The following is a 13322-nucleotide window of genomic DNA, read 5'->3' on the forward strand; positions in this document are numbered from 1 at the left end:
GCAGGGGGGACCCTGTGGGAGAGTAGGACGCCGCCGAACAAATATTACAGAAACCCCCGTACCGGGAAACCGGTCACGGGGGTTTTCTGCGTTCCAGGGGTTTCCTGCGTTCAGAGGTTTCGGCGTTCCAGGGTCCTTGCTCACGAGGCATTTCGCGCGGGGCCCGCGGGGCGTTTACGACGAGGTCCGGGGCGGGGGATGAGAAAAGGGGCGGCCTCCTCGTGGAGGCCGCCCCTTTTCTCATGGTGCGGTTACTTCAGGCGGGACGACGCGACGATCGAGACGATGTGCGCGGGCACGAGCAGCCACACGATCGCGGTCACGGCGACGGTCGCGATCCGCGTGGCCGTCAGGTCGCCCAGCGCCAGGTCGACGACCGCGGTGCCGAGCAGCAGGATGGTGCACTCGATGCCGTTGACCAGGCGGTGGAGGCCGACCGCCGAGGCCAGCCGGCGGATCTGCGCGAGACCGCTGGAGCGCGGGACGACGGACTGGTCGGTCGCCTTCTCCATACCGCTGTCGGAGCGGGCCACGTGGACGAGGTCGGACGACGACTTCAGGAGCAGGACGCCGATGGCCGCGGCCAGACCGGCCACGAGATAGGGGTCGAGGCCGAGTTCGGAGGCGCGGATACCCATGCCCACCATCACGGCGGCGTCGGCGAGGTAGGCGCCGAGGCGGTCCAGGTAGACACCGAGCGGGCTGAACTGGCGCCGCCAGCGGGCCACTTCGCCGTCGACGCAGTCGAGCAGCAGATAGAGCTGCATGAACAGGACCGAGAGCACGGCGCCGCCGAGGCCCGGCAGGATCAGGGCCACTCCCGAGAGCATCCCCGCGAAGACCATGATCACGGTGAGCTGGTTCGGGGAGATGCGGGTGTCGACGAGGTGGCGGGTCAGGCGCAGGGAGAGTGACCTCATGTAGAGGCGGCCGGCCCAGTGCTCCGCCCTGCTGTCCAGCTTGCCCGCAGGGTGAATGACGTTGCGGAGTTCCTCTAGTTGGACTTTGGGCATGCGGCGTTTCTCCCTGGCGAACTGGCACTGGATCGGTCGGCTGGCAAATGTCGTACAGGGAAGAGCATGACGGGGGTCCGGACGGAGGCGATCGGCAGGGTGGAAATCAGGTGATCGTTGTCGTACGCGCGTACTACGGTGACCGGCATGACCCCCATGACCCACGTGTTCCGCTCGATACGTCCCGACGAGTGGCGTCAGGTGAGGGAGCTCAGGCTCGACGCCCTGCGGGACCCCGTCGCCCACCTCGCGTTCCTGGAGACCTACGAGGACGCGGTCACCAAGTCCGACGCCTACTGGCAGGACCGGACGGCCGGGGTGGCCGCCGGTGTGGTCGACCGGCAGCAACTCGTGGCCGTGGGCGGGGACGGGGTGTGGGCCGGGTCCGTGACCGTGCTGGTCGAGGCGGCCGGGGTGGCCGATTGGTTCGGGAACATGGTCGAGCGGACCCAGGGGCATCTGGTCGGGGTCTTCGTACGGCCCGAGTACCGGGGGAGCGGGGCCGGGGTGACCCGGGCGCTCTTCGACGCCGCTCTCGCGTGGTCCTGGGAGAGCGGGCTCGAGCGCGTGCGGCTCTTCGTGCACGAGAAGAACGGGCGCGCACAGGCGTTCTACCGGAAGGCGGGTTTCGTACCCACGGGAGAGACGGTGCCGATGCCCGGAGCCACCGGGGAGCTGGAGCTGGAGTTCGTGATCACTCGGGGGTAGAGGGATCGACAGGCGTCAGGTCGTTATCCGCGTCAGACCGGAAGCTCGTACTGCGGCCAGCGCGAGCGGAGTTGTTCGCGGGAGCGGAGGAGGGCCAGCGTCGGCAGGCCGCGGGCCGGGCCTGTCGCCAGGAGGTCCGGGAGCTGGGGGAGCGGGGCCACGGCCGCGATGTCGTCGAGGACGAGCGTGAGTGGTGGGTCGAGGCGACCGGAGGATGACCGTTCGGCCATGCGCCGGCCACGCTCGACCACGCTTGAGGCGAGGGCCGTCAGGAGCGGCATGGCGCCGGGGCTCGCCTTGGGGTCCTCGATGGGTTCACCGATCATATAAAGCGTGCCCCCTTCGTTGACGAAGGAATCCAAGGCAAGGCTGTCATTTCGGTTCGGAGTGCAGGATTCGCGGATGTTGACCGTGCCGAAGGCCGAAAGGGCACGGGCCGTCAGCTCCTGCGCGATGTCCCGGCGTTCGGGGTGCGAGACGAGCGCGGCCTCCAGCTCGCCGGCGGCGCCGGACGCGGCCTTGGGATGCGTCCGCAGGGCCCGTACGGCGTCCTGCACCTGTGAGCCCTGGGCCCAGCGGTGGACATGGCGGAAGGTCTTGCCCTCCACCGCGGCGGCGTGCAGGTAGCTGCGCATGAGCGTTTCCGCGACGTCGGCCATCGCCTGGTCCGCCTTGGCGGTGGGGCGTACCGGGGCGAGGAGGGCGGCAGCCCTGGCCGCCGCCGTCTCCTTGTCCTCGCAGCCTGCCGCGGGGGACCAGTGGAGCCGGGCCGGGGTGTCGCACAGATGGGCCGGGTCGTAGAGGAGGACGGGGCCCAGCTTGGCGCGGGCGTCTTTGGTCTCCGACCAGGTGCGGGGGTCGGACGTGATGACGAGAGCCGGGCCCTCCGCGTCCCGTACGGCCTGGGCCGCGGTGAGGTGGCGGGTCTCGGGGGGCGCGAGGACGACCGCTCGGGCCGACGTCCACGTCGGCTGCGGCCGGCCCGCCGTGGCGGGCCGGGACACCGTGGCCTCCAAGGGGACGGTGTGCCGGCCGCCCACACGTTCGCGCGGCTGAGAGCCCGCGTGTTCGTGTACCTGAGAGCCCGCGGGCTCGTGTGCCTGGAGGGTGCCCGCGTGCTCGCCCTCGGCCGGTCCGTGGGCCGTCTCCAGGGGCTGCGCGGACATCGGGTGCGCCGGCTTCGCCGGCTGTTCCGTCCGGGCCGACGGCACCACCGGATCACCGGTGCCCGGGGACGCCTCGGTCCTGGCCTCGGCGCGTCTTCGCGCTCGTCCCGCCCGCCATCGCGCCACCGTCCCCATCACGAACACCGCCAGGACCAGCAGCACCATCAACTGGCCGATGAACAGACCCCAGAAGAGGCCGTAGCCGGACAGCTGGGCGGCGGGGGTGTCGGGCCAGGCGCCGGCGATGTCGTGCGGAGCGCCGATCAGGTGCCGCATGGCCAGGGGCGTACGGGTGAAGGTGATCGCGTCCGGCCAGGCGCCGCGGGAGAACCAGCCCGCGAGGCCGGTCGCCGTCCACACCATCAGGGTCATGCCGAGGAGGAAGCCCAGCACCCCGATCAGCAGGCCGTCGGGGATGCCGCCCGGGCCCTCGCGCCGGGGGTCGTGCCGGGCATCTCGCGGGTCGGGGTGCTGGTCGGGGTGCCGGCTCATCTCAAGCCACCGTGGACTCGGTGGAGCCGTCGAGATCGCTGAGGTGCTGCTCCATGAAGGCGGCCGCCCGTTCCTCGGCCTCCAGTTCGGCGGCGCGCATCGCGTCGTCGGAGAGGAGATCGGCGGACGACTGCGTCATCGCCCGGTCGGTGAAGACCAGTGGGCGTTCGGTCTCGGTGATGAGGTGCTTGACCACCTGGACGTTGCCGTTGACGTCCCAGACCGCGATGCCCGGGGTCAGCGTAGGGATGATCTCTACCGCCCAACGGGGCAGGCCGAGGACCCGTCCTGTCGAACGTGCCTCGTCCGCCTTCTGGGCGTAGATGGTCCTCGTCGACGCCATTTTCAGGATCGCGGCGGCCTCCTTGGCCGCCGCTCCGTCGACGACGTCCGACAGGTGGTGGACCACCGCCACGAAGGACAGACCGAGGCGACGGCCGAACTTGAGCAGCCGCTGGAAGAGCTGGGCCACGAAGGGGCTGTTGATGATGTGCCACGCCTCCTCCACCAGGAAGATGCGCTTCTTGCGGTCGGGCCGGATCCAGGTGTGCTCCAACCACACACCCACGATCGCCATGAGGATCGGCATGGCGATGGAGTTCCGGTCGATGTGGGACAGGTCGAAGACGATGAGGGGGGCGTCCAGATCGATGCCCACCGTCGTCGGGCCGTCGAACATGCCCCTCAGGTCACCGTCGACCAGCCGGTCCAGGACCAGTGCCACGTCCAGGCCCCAGGCCCGTACGTCGTCTATGGCGACGTTCATCGCCTCGGCCGACTCCGGTTCGGGGTGACGCAGTTGCTCCACGATGTCGGTGAGCACCGGCTGCCGCTCGACGATCGTCTCGTTGACGTAGGCGTGCGCGACCTTCAGGGCGAAGCCCGACCGCTCGTCGAGGCTGTGCCCCATCGCGACCTCGATGATGGTGCGCAGCAGCGCGAGCTGGCCCGTCGTCGTGATCGTCGGGTCGAGCGGGTTGAGCCGGATTCCCATGTCCAGGGCGGCCGTCGGGTCGAGCCGGATGGGAGTTATCCCCAGCTCCTGCGCGATGAGGTTCCATTCACCCACGCCGTCCTCGCCCTGGGCGTCGAGGACGACGACCTGGCGGTCGCGGAAGCGCAACTGCCGCAGGACGTACGTCTTCTCCAGGGCCGACTTGCCGTTGCCGGACTCTCCGAGGACCAGCCAGTGCGGGGCGGGGAGCTGCTGCCCGTAGAGCTGGAAGGGGTCGTAGATGTAGCCCTTGCCGGAGTACACCTCGCGGCCGATGATGACGCCCGAGTCGCCGAGGCCCGGTGCGGCGGTGGGCAGGTAGACCGCCTGCGCCTGGCCCGTGGACGTGCGCACGGGCAGGCGGGTCGTCTCGACCTTGCCGAAGAGGAAGGACGTGAAGGCGTCCGTAGCGGCGGACAGCGGATCCCGCATCAGTGCATCAGCCCCTACCTGCGGATTCCGGTGGCGAACGGCAGTGTGTTGACGAAGGCACGGTGGTGCTCGCGGTCGCACCACTCCAGTTTCAGATACGACTTGCCGGCCGAGGCGCGGATCGTGCGCTTGTCGCGCGCGAGGGCCTCGGGGTTGCGGGAGGACACGGTGATGTAGCCGACGAGGTTGACGCCCGCGGCGCCGCTCGCGAGGTCCTCGCCGCGCTGGTCGAGGCGGTTGTGCGAGGCGATGTCGCGCGGGTCGACGGTCCGGTTCATCTTGGCGGCGCGGCTGGCCTCGGCCTCGTCGTTCGTCTTCTCGGTCAGCATGCGTTCGATGGCGACCTCGGTGGGTTCGAGGTCCATGGTCACGGCGACCGTGCGGATGACGTCGGGGGTGTGGACGAGGAGCGGGGCGAGGAAGTTGACGCCCACCGGGGTCATCGGCCACTCCTTCACCCAGGCCGTGGCGTGGCACCAGGGCGCGCGGGTGGAGGACTCGCGGGTCTTCGCCTGGAGGTACGTCGGCTCCATGGCGTCCAGCTCGGCCGGCCAGGCGTTGCGCTTGGTCATCGCCTGGATGTGGTCGATCGGGTGGTCGGGGTCGTACATCGAGTGCACGAGGGAGGCGAGGCGTCCCTGACCGAGCGGCTGCCGTACGCGGATGTCGGCTTCCTGGAGCCGGGAGCAGATGTCGGTCAGCTCGCGTGCCATGACGACGGCGAGTCCGGCGTCCCGGTCGACCTTCCGGCCGCCCTGCGGTCGCGCCGCCCGGCCCATGGCGTGCGCCTCGGCGGCCAGTTCACGCGAGTAGTGCATGCAGGCGACGAGGTAGGCCCGGTGCTGCTCACTGCTCGTGGACACCATCGACTGGAGCTGGTCGTACGACTGCTGGAGCCATCCGGGAGAGCGTTCGTCGCCGCGTACGGAGACGTCCTTGGCGTGGGCGTCCGGGTCGGCGGGGAGGGTGCGGGCGAGCATCTGGAGGCGGGTGACGAAGCCGTCGCCGTTCGCCACGTGCTTGAGCAGCGTGCCGAAGCGGTCGACGAGGGCCTCCTGGTCCTCGCTGTCGCGCAGACCGACGCCCGGTCCCTCGATCTCGATCGCGGCCGTCACGGTCCGCCGGTCGGCGTGCAGCAGCACGGCGATCTCGTCGGGCCCGAACGGGGCGGCGAGCCAGGAGATCCGCCCGATGCCGGGCGGCGGTCCGATCTCGACCTCCTTGCCGTCGAGGCGGGTGCCGGACTCCATCACGGGGCTGCGGTACGCCGTTCCCTGGCGCAGGTTCCGCTTGTAACTGCGGTTGATCTCGAACCACTTGTAGAACGTGCGGCGCTTGTACGGGACGTACACCGCGGCCAGCGCGAGCAGGGGGAAGCCCATCAGCAGCACGATCCGCAGGGACAGCACCGGGACGAGCAGGCCGCACATCATGCCCAGGAACGCGCCCCCGATGATGAGCGCGATCTCGCCGGACTCACGGTTCCGGCCGACGATCGCGTTCGGCCGGGCGCGGCCGATCAGATATGTACGGCGGGGCGTGACCAGATGGGACAGGTGGGACTCGGTCGTCAACGCCCTTCACCTCCCGTGCGGTTGCTGTTGCGGGTGTTGCTCGCGTGCGGGGTGTTGATCGGGCTGGTACGCGGCGGCGGTGCGGCGGAGGGGACGGATCCGCCGCCTCCGTTCGGCGTACGACTGCTGTGCGCGGCCACACCGCCGGAGGCGGGGTTGGCGGGGCGGGGCTGGCTGTTGCCGCCTCCGCCGCCGTTGTTGTCCGCGCGCGTGCTGTGCGTCTTGATGCCCTGCGCGACCAGGGTGGCCGGCGAGCTGATCACGGCGGCGGCCTTGCCCTCGGCGCCCTGCATGATGCGGTTGTTGCGGGAGCCGGCGATCTCGTCGCCGAAGCCCGGTACGAAGCGGTAGATCATCGCGCTGGCGAAGATGGCGAGCAGGATGATGGCGAGCCCGGAGACGACGGCGGAGAACGCGTCGGGTCCGCTGTCGGAGCTGAGGGCTCCGGCGAGGCCGAGCACGATGACGATGACCGGTTTCACCAGGATCACCGCGATCATGATGCCCGCCCAGCGGCGGACGTGGCCCCACAGGTTCTTGTCGACGAGGCCCGCGTACACGACGGTGCCGAGGAGGGCGCCGACGTAGAGCAGGGCGGCCCGGATGATCAGCTCCAGCCAGAGGATTCCGGCGGCGAGGATCGACACCATCGAGACGACGATCAGCATGATCGGGCCGCCGCCGATGTTGCCGCCCTTGTTCAGGGCGCCGGAGAACGTCCCGAAGAACGCGTCCGTCTGGTTGCCGGTCGTCTTGGCGAGCACCTCTGTCACGCCGTCCGTCGCCGACACCACCGTGTAGAGGATCAGCGGGGTGAACGCCGAGGCCAGCACGGTCAGCCAGAGGAACCCGATCGCCTCGGAGATGGCCGTACCGAGGGGGACACCCCGCACCGCCCGCTTCGTCACGGCCAGCAGCCACAGGAGCAGCGTCAGGATCGAGGACGCCGCGAAGACGACGGCGTACTGCTGGAGGAACTTGGCGTTCGTGAAGTCGACGTTGGCGGTCGCGTTCACGGCGGCGGAGAGCTTGTCGACGGTCCAGGAGGCCGCGTCGGCGCAGCCCTTCGCCAGGGAGGACAACGGATCCAGGGTCGACCCGACCCCGGTGTCCCCACTGAGCCCCGATTTACCGGATCCCTTGGTGCCGCTCTCGCAGTAGTTCCTGGCGGGGCCGTGAATGAGGCTGCAGTGGTTGTTGCTCGCCGAGGGCGACGGTGACGGCGTGGGCGCGGCGACCGCTCTCGTGGCCAGCAGCACCGCCGAAGCCTGTACGGCCCCGACTGCTGCGGTCAGTTTGAGTACGCGGCGGTTAGCGAGCATACGTGAACCCTCCGTACTCCTCGACAGCCTTCGCGATGTCGTCGGCGCTGGAGGCCACGTCGTCGCCCGGGACGGGCGCGGGGCCGTCCTTCTGGGAGTGCGAGACGATCTTCCAGTCGCCACCGGTCCACTCCAACTTCATCGTGATGGTGAACCAGCTGCTGGTGACCGGATTGGTGGAGTTCTCACCGGCGAGGCCGAGCAGACCACCGCACCAGACCTCCACGGTCGCCGTGTTGTTCGAGGACGCGGTCGTCTTGGTCCCGATGGGGCTGGTCCGCGAGACGAACGTGTACCCCTGCGGAGCCGTGCCGTCCTCGTTCAGGCCCACGTTCTTGTTGAACTGCGCCGTGTATGCCTCGTCCAGCGTCGCCTCGAAGGCGGTCACCTTGGAAGGGGTGATCACGGTCGCGAGGATCTGGTCCCGCCTGGCCTTGTTGAACATATCGGCCGAACCCAGCGCCACCGCATAGTTCGCCGCCGCGCTCTGTGCGCCCTGGGGGGAGTGGGCGAAGCCGGTGGGGATGCCTGCGGCCTTGGTGGTCACCGGGTTCGCTCCGGAGGCCGCCGTCGGCGATGTCTTCGCCTTGGAGCCGTTGCCGTCGCCCGAGGAGGCCGCGTTGTCCCCGCGGTTCGCGAAGGCGATCGCGGCGATGAGGAGGACGACCACGCCGACGACCGTGATCAGGCTCCGCGAGGAGGACCCGCGCCGCCGCGCCCCGCCGTAGACGTCGCCCGGGCGGTCGGGCAGCCGGGTGCGGGTCTGGCCGGAGCCGCCGTACCCCCCGTCCTCGCCGCGCGGGCCGTCTCCGTACCCGGGTTCGTCACCGTGACTCATGCCGCGTACGCCCCCTCAACCTCTCGCTGAACCAAGTAGTACGACGGTAGCCGTGCTGGTTCCCGCGCGGGCGCGGTGTGGTGACTCGACATCAGGGAAACGCAACCTCAGCCGGTGGGCACGACGGACGGGTGGGTCGATGGAGAGGGATTCCGGGCGAGCCCGGCCGGGGACCGACGCTGCGCCATGTGCGGCGCGGCCCGGGCCGGGCTACACGGCCATGCCGTACACGATGGTGAAGAGCGTGCCGAGGGAACCGATGATGAAGACTCCCGTGAGCCCGGCGATGATGAGGCCCTTGCCCTGTTCGGCGCTGAAGGTGTCGCGGAGGGCGGTCGCGCCGATGCGCTGTTTGGCCGCGCCCCAGATCGCGATGCCGAGGCAGAGCAGGATGGCGACCGCCATCACCACCTCGACCATCACCTTCGCTTCGTTGCCCAGGCTGCCGAAGGGACCCCAGTCCGGGGCGATTCCACCGATGATTGTGTTGATGTCGCCCTTGTCGGCTGCGAAAAGCATGTAAGTCACCGCCCCTGGTGGGTAGTTCTGCACCCCCTGCCACTGCGCAGAGGTCGGGCCCATTCTCGCCGACAATGACGCCGTCGTATGTCGACTTGACGTCATTGGTTGGCGGGATTCGTACGAATTCCTTGTCACCGGCGTACGCGGGACCCTCTCGGGAGGCGTACGGCGGTATACGAAGAGTCGTATCGTCACTCTGTGTATCACGGCTGGTCACGCCGGGCAATGAAGCGGTAGCGAAACCTGGCGTGTGGTTCCGTCGTTGTCCCCTTCTACGGCTCGCGCGCGGGGCGAATTCGAACGGACGGGGGCCCGAAGGACCGCTTCTGACGGTTCGTCGAGCCGTTGTTCCCCGGGTCGCCGTGTCCGCGCGGGGTGGACGCGGTACGCCGGGCCGATGCTTCGGAGCAAGGCTATCCGGCACGAGGAACGGGCCGCGGCTGGTTGCCGCGGCCCGTTCTCCGGGTGCCGCCGAGGAACCCCACGTTTCCCGGTGGCCGCCCGCACTCCGGAGGTCAGCCGGTGAAGGCGGTGACACCCTCCGGGGTGCCCCAGCCGGTCGGGCCGTCGTAGCCCGTGGTGGCGGTGCAGAGGTAGCTGGTGGTGCAGGTGCCGTTGTTGCCCGAGGTCACGTCGTTGAGCGCCGAGGTGCCGGCCTTCGTGTACGGGAACTTCGCCGGGTAGGAGCCGCTCGACGGGGTGCCGCCGAGGGCGTAGACGCCCGCGATGATCGGAGACGAGGCGCTGGTTCCGCCGAACGTGTACCAGCCGGCCGTGATGCCGTACGAGTCGTACACCGCGACCCCGGTGGCCGGGTCGGCGACCGCGGAGACGTCGGAGATGGTGCGCTTGGAGCAGCCCGTGTCGGTCTGCCAGGTCGGCTTGGCGTCGTACGAGGAGCAGCCGGAGCCGGTGCCCTCGGTGCTGCTGGTCTTCCAGACCGACTCGGTCCAGCCGCGGGTCGTGGAGGTCGCCTTGGTCAGCGCGGTGCCGCCGACGGAGGTGACGTACTGCGAGGCGGCCGGGTACTCGGCGCCGTAGGCCGAGTCACCCGCGCTGACGGTGATGGCGACACCGGTGTGCTTGAAGTACGAGGTGTCGTACGTGGTGTCGGAGGACGACTCGGAACCGCCGTAGCTGTTCGAGACGTACTTCGCGCCCAGGGTGACGGCCTCGTTCACGGAGATGCCGAGGTTGGCCATCGTGGAGGACTTGGCCTCGACGAGGAGGATGTTGCACTTCGGGCAGATGGCGCTCGCCATGTCGAGGTCGAGGGACTCCTCCTCGGCCCAGCCGCTGTCGCTCGTCGGCAGTGAGGTGGTCGAGCCGGTCTGGCTGACCTGCTTGAAGCAGCCGCTGGCCTTGGTACAGGCCGAGAGGCCGTAGTACGAGCGGTAGGTCGCCAGGTCGGCCTCGGCGTTGGGGTCGTTGTAGGCGTCGACGATGGCGATGGTCTCGCCGGAGCCGTTGGAGGCCGCCGCGGAGGTCAGGCCGTACGCGGCCTGGAGGTCCGTCGGCCCGAAGCCGGACGGCGTGGAGGCGTCGGCGGCCTCGGGGGTGACGCCCTCGGCGTAGCCATGCTCCGCCATGTACTCGGTGACGCCGCCGGTGACCCGCATGGCGTTGCAGGCGGCGACGTCGGCCTTGGTGGGCGTCGCGCACGCCCTGGTCCAGCTCACGTGGGGGGTCACCTTGGGGGCGCCGGTACGGGCGTCCGCGGTCCCGGCGGCGCCGAGGCCCGCGAGGACGAGGGCGGCGGCGCCGAGGACGGCCGCGCCGGTTCGGCGCCAGCTGCCGCGCGTCGGGCCGGCAGAAGGTCTCTTGGGGAGTGTGGTGCGCAACGGACAGCCTCCTGGGAGTGGTTTGCAGGGGCGGTGCGGGTGCGCCGCCGGTGGGGTGTCCCCGGCGGTGGGCCGTGCGGCCCGCCGACGACCATCCCTTGTTGAGTACGCGACAACAAGGGGCTTATGGAAGCCTTACTTCCGCCTTACCGAAGGCGGCGGGCGCGTGACCTCCCCATGGCCCCCGGATGGCTGGAGGCTGACGGCCGCTTGACCCAACTCACAGCCCGTTCAGGGGAATTGCACTGGTGACGGTGGGGCGTTCTCCGGACGGTCGTGCGCTTTCGTGATAGGGAACGCCCTGCGGGACCGAGCCGGCGCGGGGGAAGCGGGAGCGTCGCCCGAGGAAGTCCGGCGACGGCAAGGGAAGACCTCGGAGGAGCAATCGTGATCATCGACGTGATCTACCAGATCAACGCCGTGCGCCGCACCGTCGACACGCGCGAGTTCAAGGCGGGCGAGGCCCGTGTGGTGACGCTGAGCCAGACCTACGACGCGACGGTCGAGGACGTCTGGGACGCCTGCACCAGCGCCGAGCGCATCCCCCGCTGGTTCCTGCCCGTCTCCGGCGACCTCCGCCTCGGCGGGACCTACCAGCTCGAAGGCAACGCGGGCGGCACGATCGAGCGCTGCGAGCCGCCGGAAAGCTTCAGCGCCACCTGGGAGTACGGCGGCGACGTCAGCTGGATCGAGGTGCGCGTGACCCCCGAGGGGGACCGCACCCGGTTCGAGCTCGACCACATCGCCCACGTCGGCGACGAACGCTGGGCGCAGTTCGGGCCCGGGGCGGTCGGCGTCGGCTGGGACCTCGGCCTGATGGGCCTGGCCGGCCACCTCGGGTCCCCGGGCGGCTCCGTGGACCCGAAGGAGAGCACGGAGTGGCTGGCCTCCGACGAGGGCCGCCGCTTCATCACGCTGAGCAGCGAGAGCTGGTACGAGGCGAATGTCGCCGCCGGTGAGCCCGAGGACGGCGCCCGGGGCTCGGCGGACCGGACCACGGCGGCGTACACGGGGGCCGAACCGCCCGAGTGAGGCCGCTCGGTCTCACGTCATGAGCGGTCCTCGGCGGAAGCCGGGGGCCGCTCGTGTTCGAGCCCCTCGTCCTCCAGCCCCTCGACGAAGTGGTCGAACTCGCCCGCCTGGACGCCCAGGACGAACGCGTCCCACTTCCTGCGGGTGGTGGTGACGACGTTCGCCGGGTCGCCGGTCTCCCGGATGTACACCAGGTCGTCGGCGCCGAAGGCGAGTTCGATCCAGGGCCCCGGCCCTGTCGCGTCGTCGGGCGCGGCCCGCACCCAGTCGAGGTCCGAGGGGATGTCAGCCACGGTCCTGTTCCTTCTTGAGCGTGCGGAGGAGGGAACGGAAGGCCGCGGGGGCGGCGGTGAGTATCGCTCCGCGGGGGTCACCGGATTCGGTCAGGCGGACCGCGTCGGGCCCTCCGGCCAGGTGTATGCAGGCTTCCCCCTCGCCGCAGTAGGAGGACTTCTGCCAGGTGGCGGTGCGCATGTGGGGTCCCTTCACAGGTCCTGGGCGATGCCGTGGATGAACTTCCGTGACGCGTGGGTGTCGAGGGCGACGTCCGTCATGCGCTGCAGGAGTACGCGGTACTTGTCGAGCTGGGTCTCGGCGTCGAGCAGAGCTGAGCCGTGGGACTGGTCGAGGTGCACCGTGTCGAGCTGGGGGACGGTTCCATGGGCGTACAGGATCGACTGCCCGGACCCGGGGTAGGCCCCGGCGGTGAACGGGATGACCTGGACGGCGATGTGCGGGTGCTCGCTCATGTCGAGGATGTGCCGGAGCTGCTTCTTCGTGACGGCCGGGCCGCCGAACTGCATGCGCAGGGCGGCTTCGTGGAGAACAGCCCGGTAAGGCGTCGGGGAGTCGTCGAAGAGGACGGCCTGACGCTTGATCCGGAACGACAGCCGGTGCTCGATGTCGGGCGGCGAGAGTTCCGGTACGACCTGGCGGAAGACCTCGCGGGCGTGATCGTGGATCTGGAGCAGGCCGGGGACGTGGGCGGTGATCCCGGCGGTCAGCCGTGTGGCGTGGTGCTCCATCTCGGCGAGGTCCAGCAGCCCGGCGGGCAGGATCTCGCGGTACTCCTCCCACCAGCCGCGGACGCGGTGGGCGGTCATGTCGCTGAGTGCTCGGACCAGGGCTCTGTCCAGGCAGGCGTAGTGGGAGGCCAGCGTCTGGACGCGTTCGGCGCTCACCCCGACGCGCCCGGCCTCCATGTTGCTGACCTGGGTCTGCTTGATTCCCATGAGTTGACCGGCCTCGGTCGACGTCAGGCCCGCGCGTTCGCGGAGTTTGCGCAGCTCCGTGCCGAAGCGGAGCTGGCGACCCGTCGGGTTCGTCCTCACGGGCTCGCGGCCTCCTTGCTGGTGTTTGTCACTCACATGGGTGGTAGTAAAGCCGAT

Annotated in this window: 13 protein-coding genes; 2 read left to right on the forward strand and 11 right to left on the reverse strand. The window is 69.9% G+C overall.

The window, feature by feature from the left end; all coding sequences use genetic code 11:
• Positions 1-251 precede the first annotated feature (251 nt).
• Positions 252-1013, reverse strand: coding sequence for a CDP-alcohol phosphatidyltransferase family protein (locus ACIQRL_RS10155; RefSeq protein WP_401329608.1), 762 nt, complete (start codon positions 1011-1013; stop codon positions 252-254).
• 156 nt (positions 1014-1169) lie between these two features.
• Between ACIQRL_RS10155 and ACIQRL_RS10160 the strand changes: the two genes are divergently transcribed.
• On the forward strand, positions 1170-1721 hold the full coding sequence (locus ACIQRL_RS10160) for a GNAT family N-acetyltransferase (protein ID WP_401330780.1): 552 nt from the start codon (positions 1170-1172) through the stop codon (positions 1719-1721).
• A 32-nt stretch (positions 1722-1753) separates the two neighbouring features.
• Here ACIQRL_RS10160 and ACIQRL_RS10165 read toward each other — a convergent pair whose 3' ends face one another.
• The 7 genes from ACIQRL_RS10165 to ACIQRL_RS10195 all read right to left on the reverse strand — a co-directional run bounded on the left by ACIQRL_RS10165 (position 1754) and on the right by ACIQRL_RS10195 (position 10902).
• Positions 1754-3379, reverse strand: a complete 1626-nt coding sequence (locus tag ACIQRL_RS10165; protein WP_401329611.1) for a type IV secretory system conjugative DNA transfer family protein — start codon at positions 3377-3379, stop codon at positions 1754-1756.
• A 1-nt stretch (position 3380) separates the two neighbouring features.
• On the reverse strand, positions 3381-4805 hold the full coding sequence (locus ACIQRL_RS10170; RefSeq protein WP_401329614.1) for an ATP-binding protein: 1425 nt from the start codon (positions 4803-4805) through the stop codon (positions 3381-3383).
• Between the two features lie 14 nt (positions 4806-4819).
• Entirely contained in the window at positions 4820-6379 is a 1560-nt protein-coding gene (locus tag ACIQRL_RS10175; protein WP_401329617.1) for an SCO6880 family protein, read from the reverse strand.
• Complete coding sequence (locus ACIQRL_RS10180) at positions 6376-7701, reverse strand: hypothetical protein (protein WP_401329620.1); 1326 nt, start codon at positions 7699-7701, stop codon at positions 6376-6378. The genes ACIQRL_RS10175 and ACIQRL_RS10180 overlap by 4 nt, the downstream gene beginning before the upstream one ends.
• Positions 7691-8539, reverse strand: coding sequence for a hypothetical protein (locus ACIQRL_RS10185; protein ID WP_401329622.1), 849 nt, complete (start codon positions 8537-8539; stop codon positions 7691-7693). The genes ACIQRL_RS10180 and ACIQRL_RS10185 overlap by 11 nt, the downstream gene beginning before the upstream one ends.
• 210 nt (positions 8540-8749) lie before the next feature.
• A complete protein-coding gene (locus tag ACIQRL_RS10190) occupies positions 8750-9058 on the reverse strand; it encodes a hypothetical protein (protein ID WP_037622434.1) in 309 nt (102 codons plus the stop codon).
• Between the two features lie 518 nt (positions 9059-9576).
• Positions 9577-10902 (reverse strand): peptidase S8, encoded by a 1326-nt coding sequence (locus tag ACIQRL_RS10195; RefSeq protein WP_401329625.1) that lies wholly within the window; start codon positions 10900-10902, stop codon positions 9577-9579.
• Positions 10903-11289: 387 nt separating this feature from the next.
• On the opposite strand from ACIQRL_RS10195, the gene ACIQRL_RS10200 reads away from it, so the two are divergent.
• Positions 11290-11934: an SRPBCC family protein gene (locus tag ACIQRL_RS10200; protein WP_401329627.1), complete on the forward strand. Its 645-nt coding sequence runs from the start codon at positions 11290-11292 to the stop codon at positions 11932-11934.
• Between the two features lie 17 nt (positions 11935-11951).
• Here ACIQRL_RS10200 and ACIQRL_RS10205 read toward each other — a convergent pair whose 3' ends face one another.
• From ACIQRL_RS10205 to ACIQRL_RS10215, 3 genes are read right to left on the reverse strand one after another with little or no spacing between them, the layout of a single operon-like run.
• Positions 11952-12227, reverse strand: coding sequence for a DUF397 domain-containing protein (locus ACIQRL_RS10205; protein WP_401329630.1), 276 nt, complete (start codon positions 12225-12227; stop codon positions 11952-11954).
• Positions 12220-12408, reverse strand: coding sequence for a DUF397 domain-containing protein (locus tag ACIQRL_RS10210; RefSeq protein ID WP_401329632.1), 189 nt, complete (start codon positions 12406-12408; stop codon positions 12220-12222). Before ACIQRL_RS10210 ends, ACIQRL_RS10205 begins: the two co-directional genes overlap by 8 nt.
• An 11-nt stretch (positions 12409-12419) precedes the next feature.
• A complete protein-coding gene (locus ACIQRL_RS10215; protein ID WP_401329634.1) occupies positions 12420-13265 on the reverse strand; it encodes a helix-turn-helix domain-containing protein in 846 nt (281 codons plus the stop codon).
• Between the last annotated feature and the right edge of the window lie 57 nt (positions 13266-13322).

Origin of the sequence: Streptomyces sp. NPDC091209 (assembly GCF_044757755.1) — a bacterium.
In the GTDB taxonomy this organism is placed as follows: domain Bacteria; phylum Actinomycetota; class Actinomycetes; order Streptomycetales; family Streptomycetaceae; genus Streptomyces.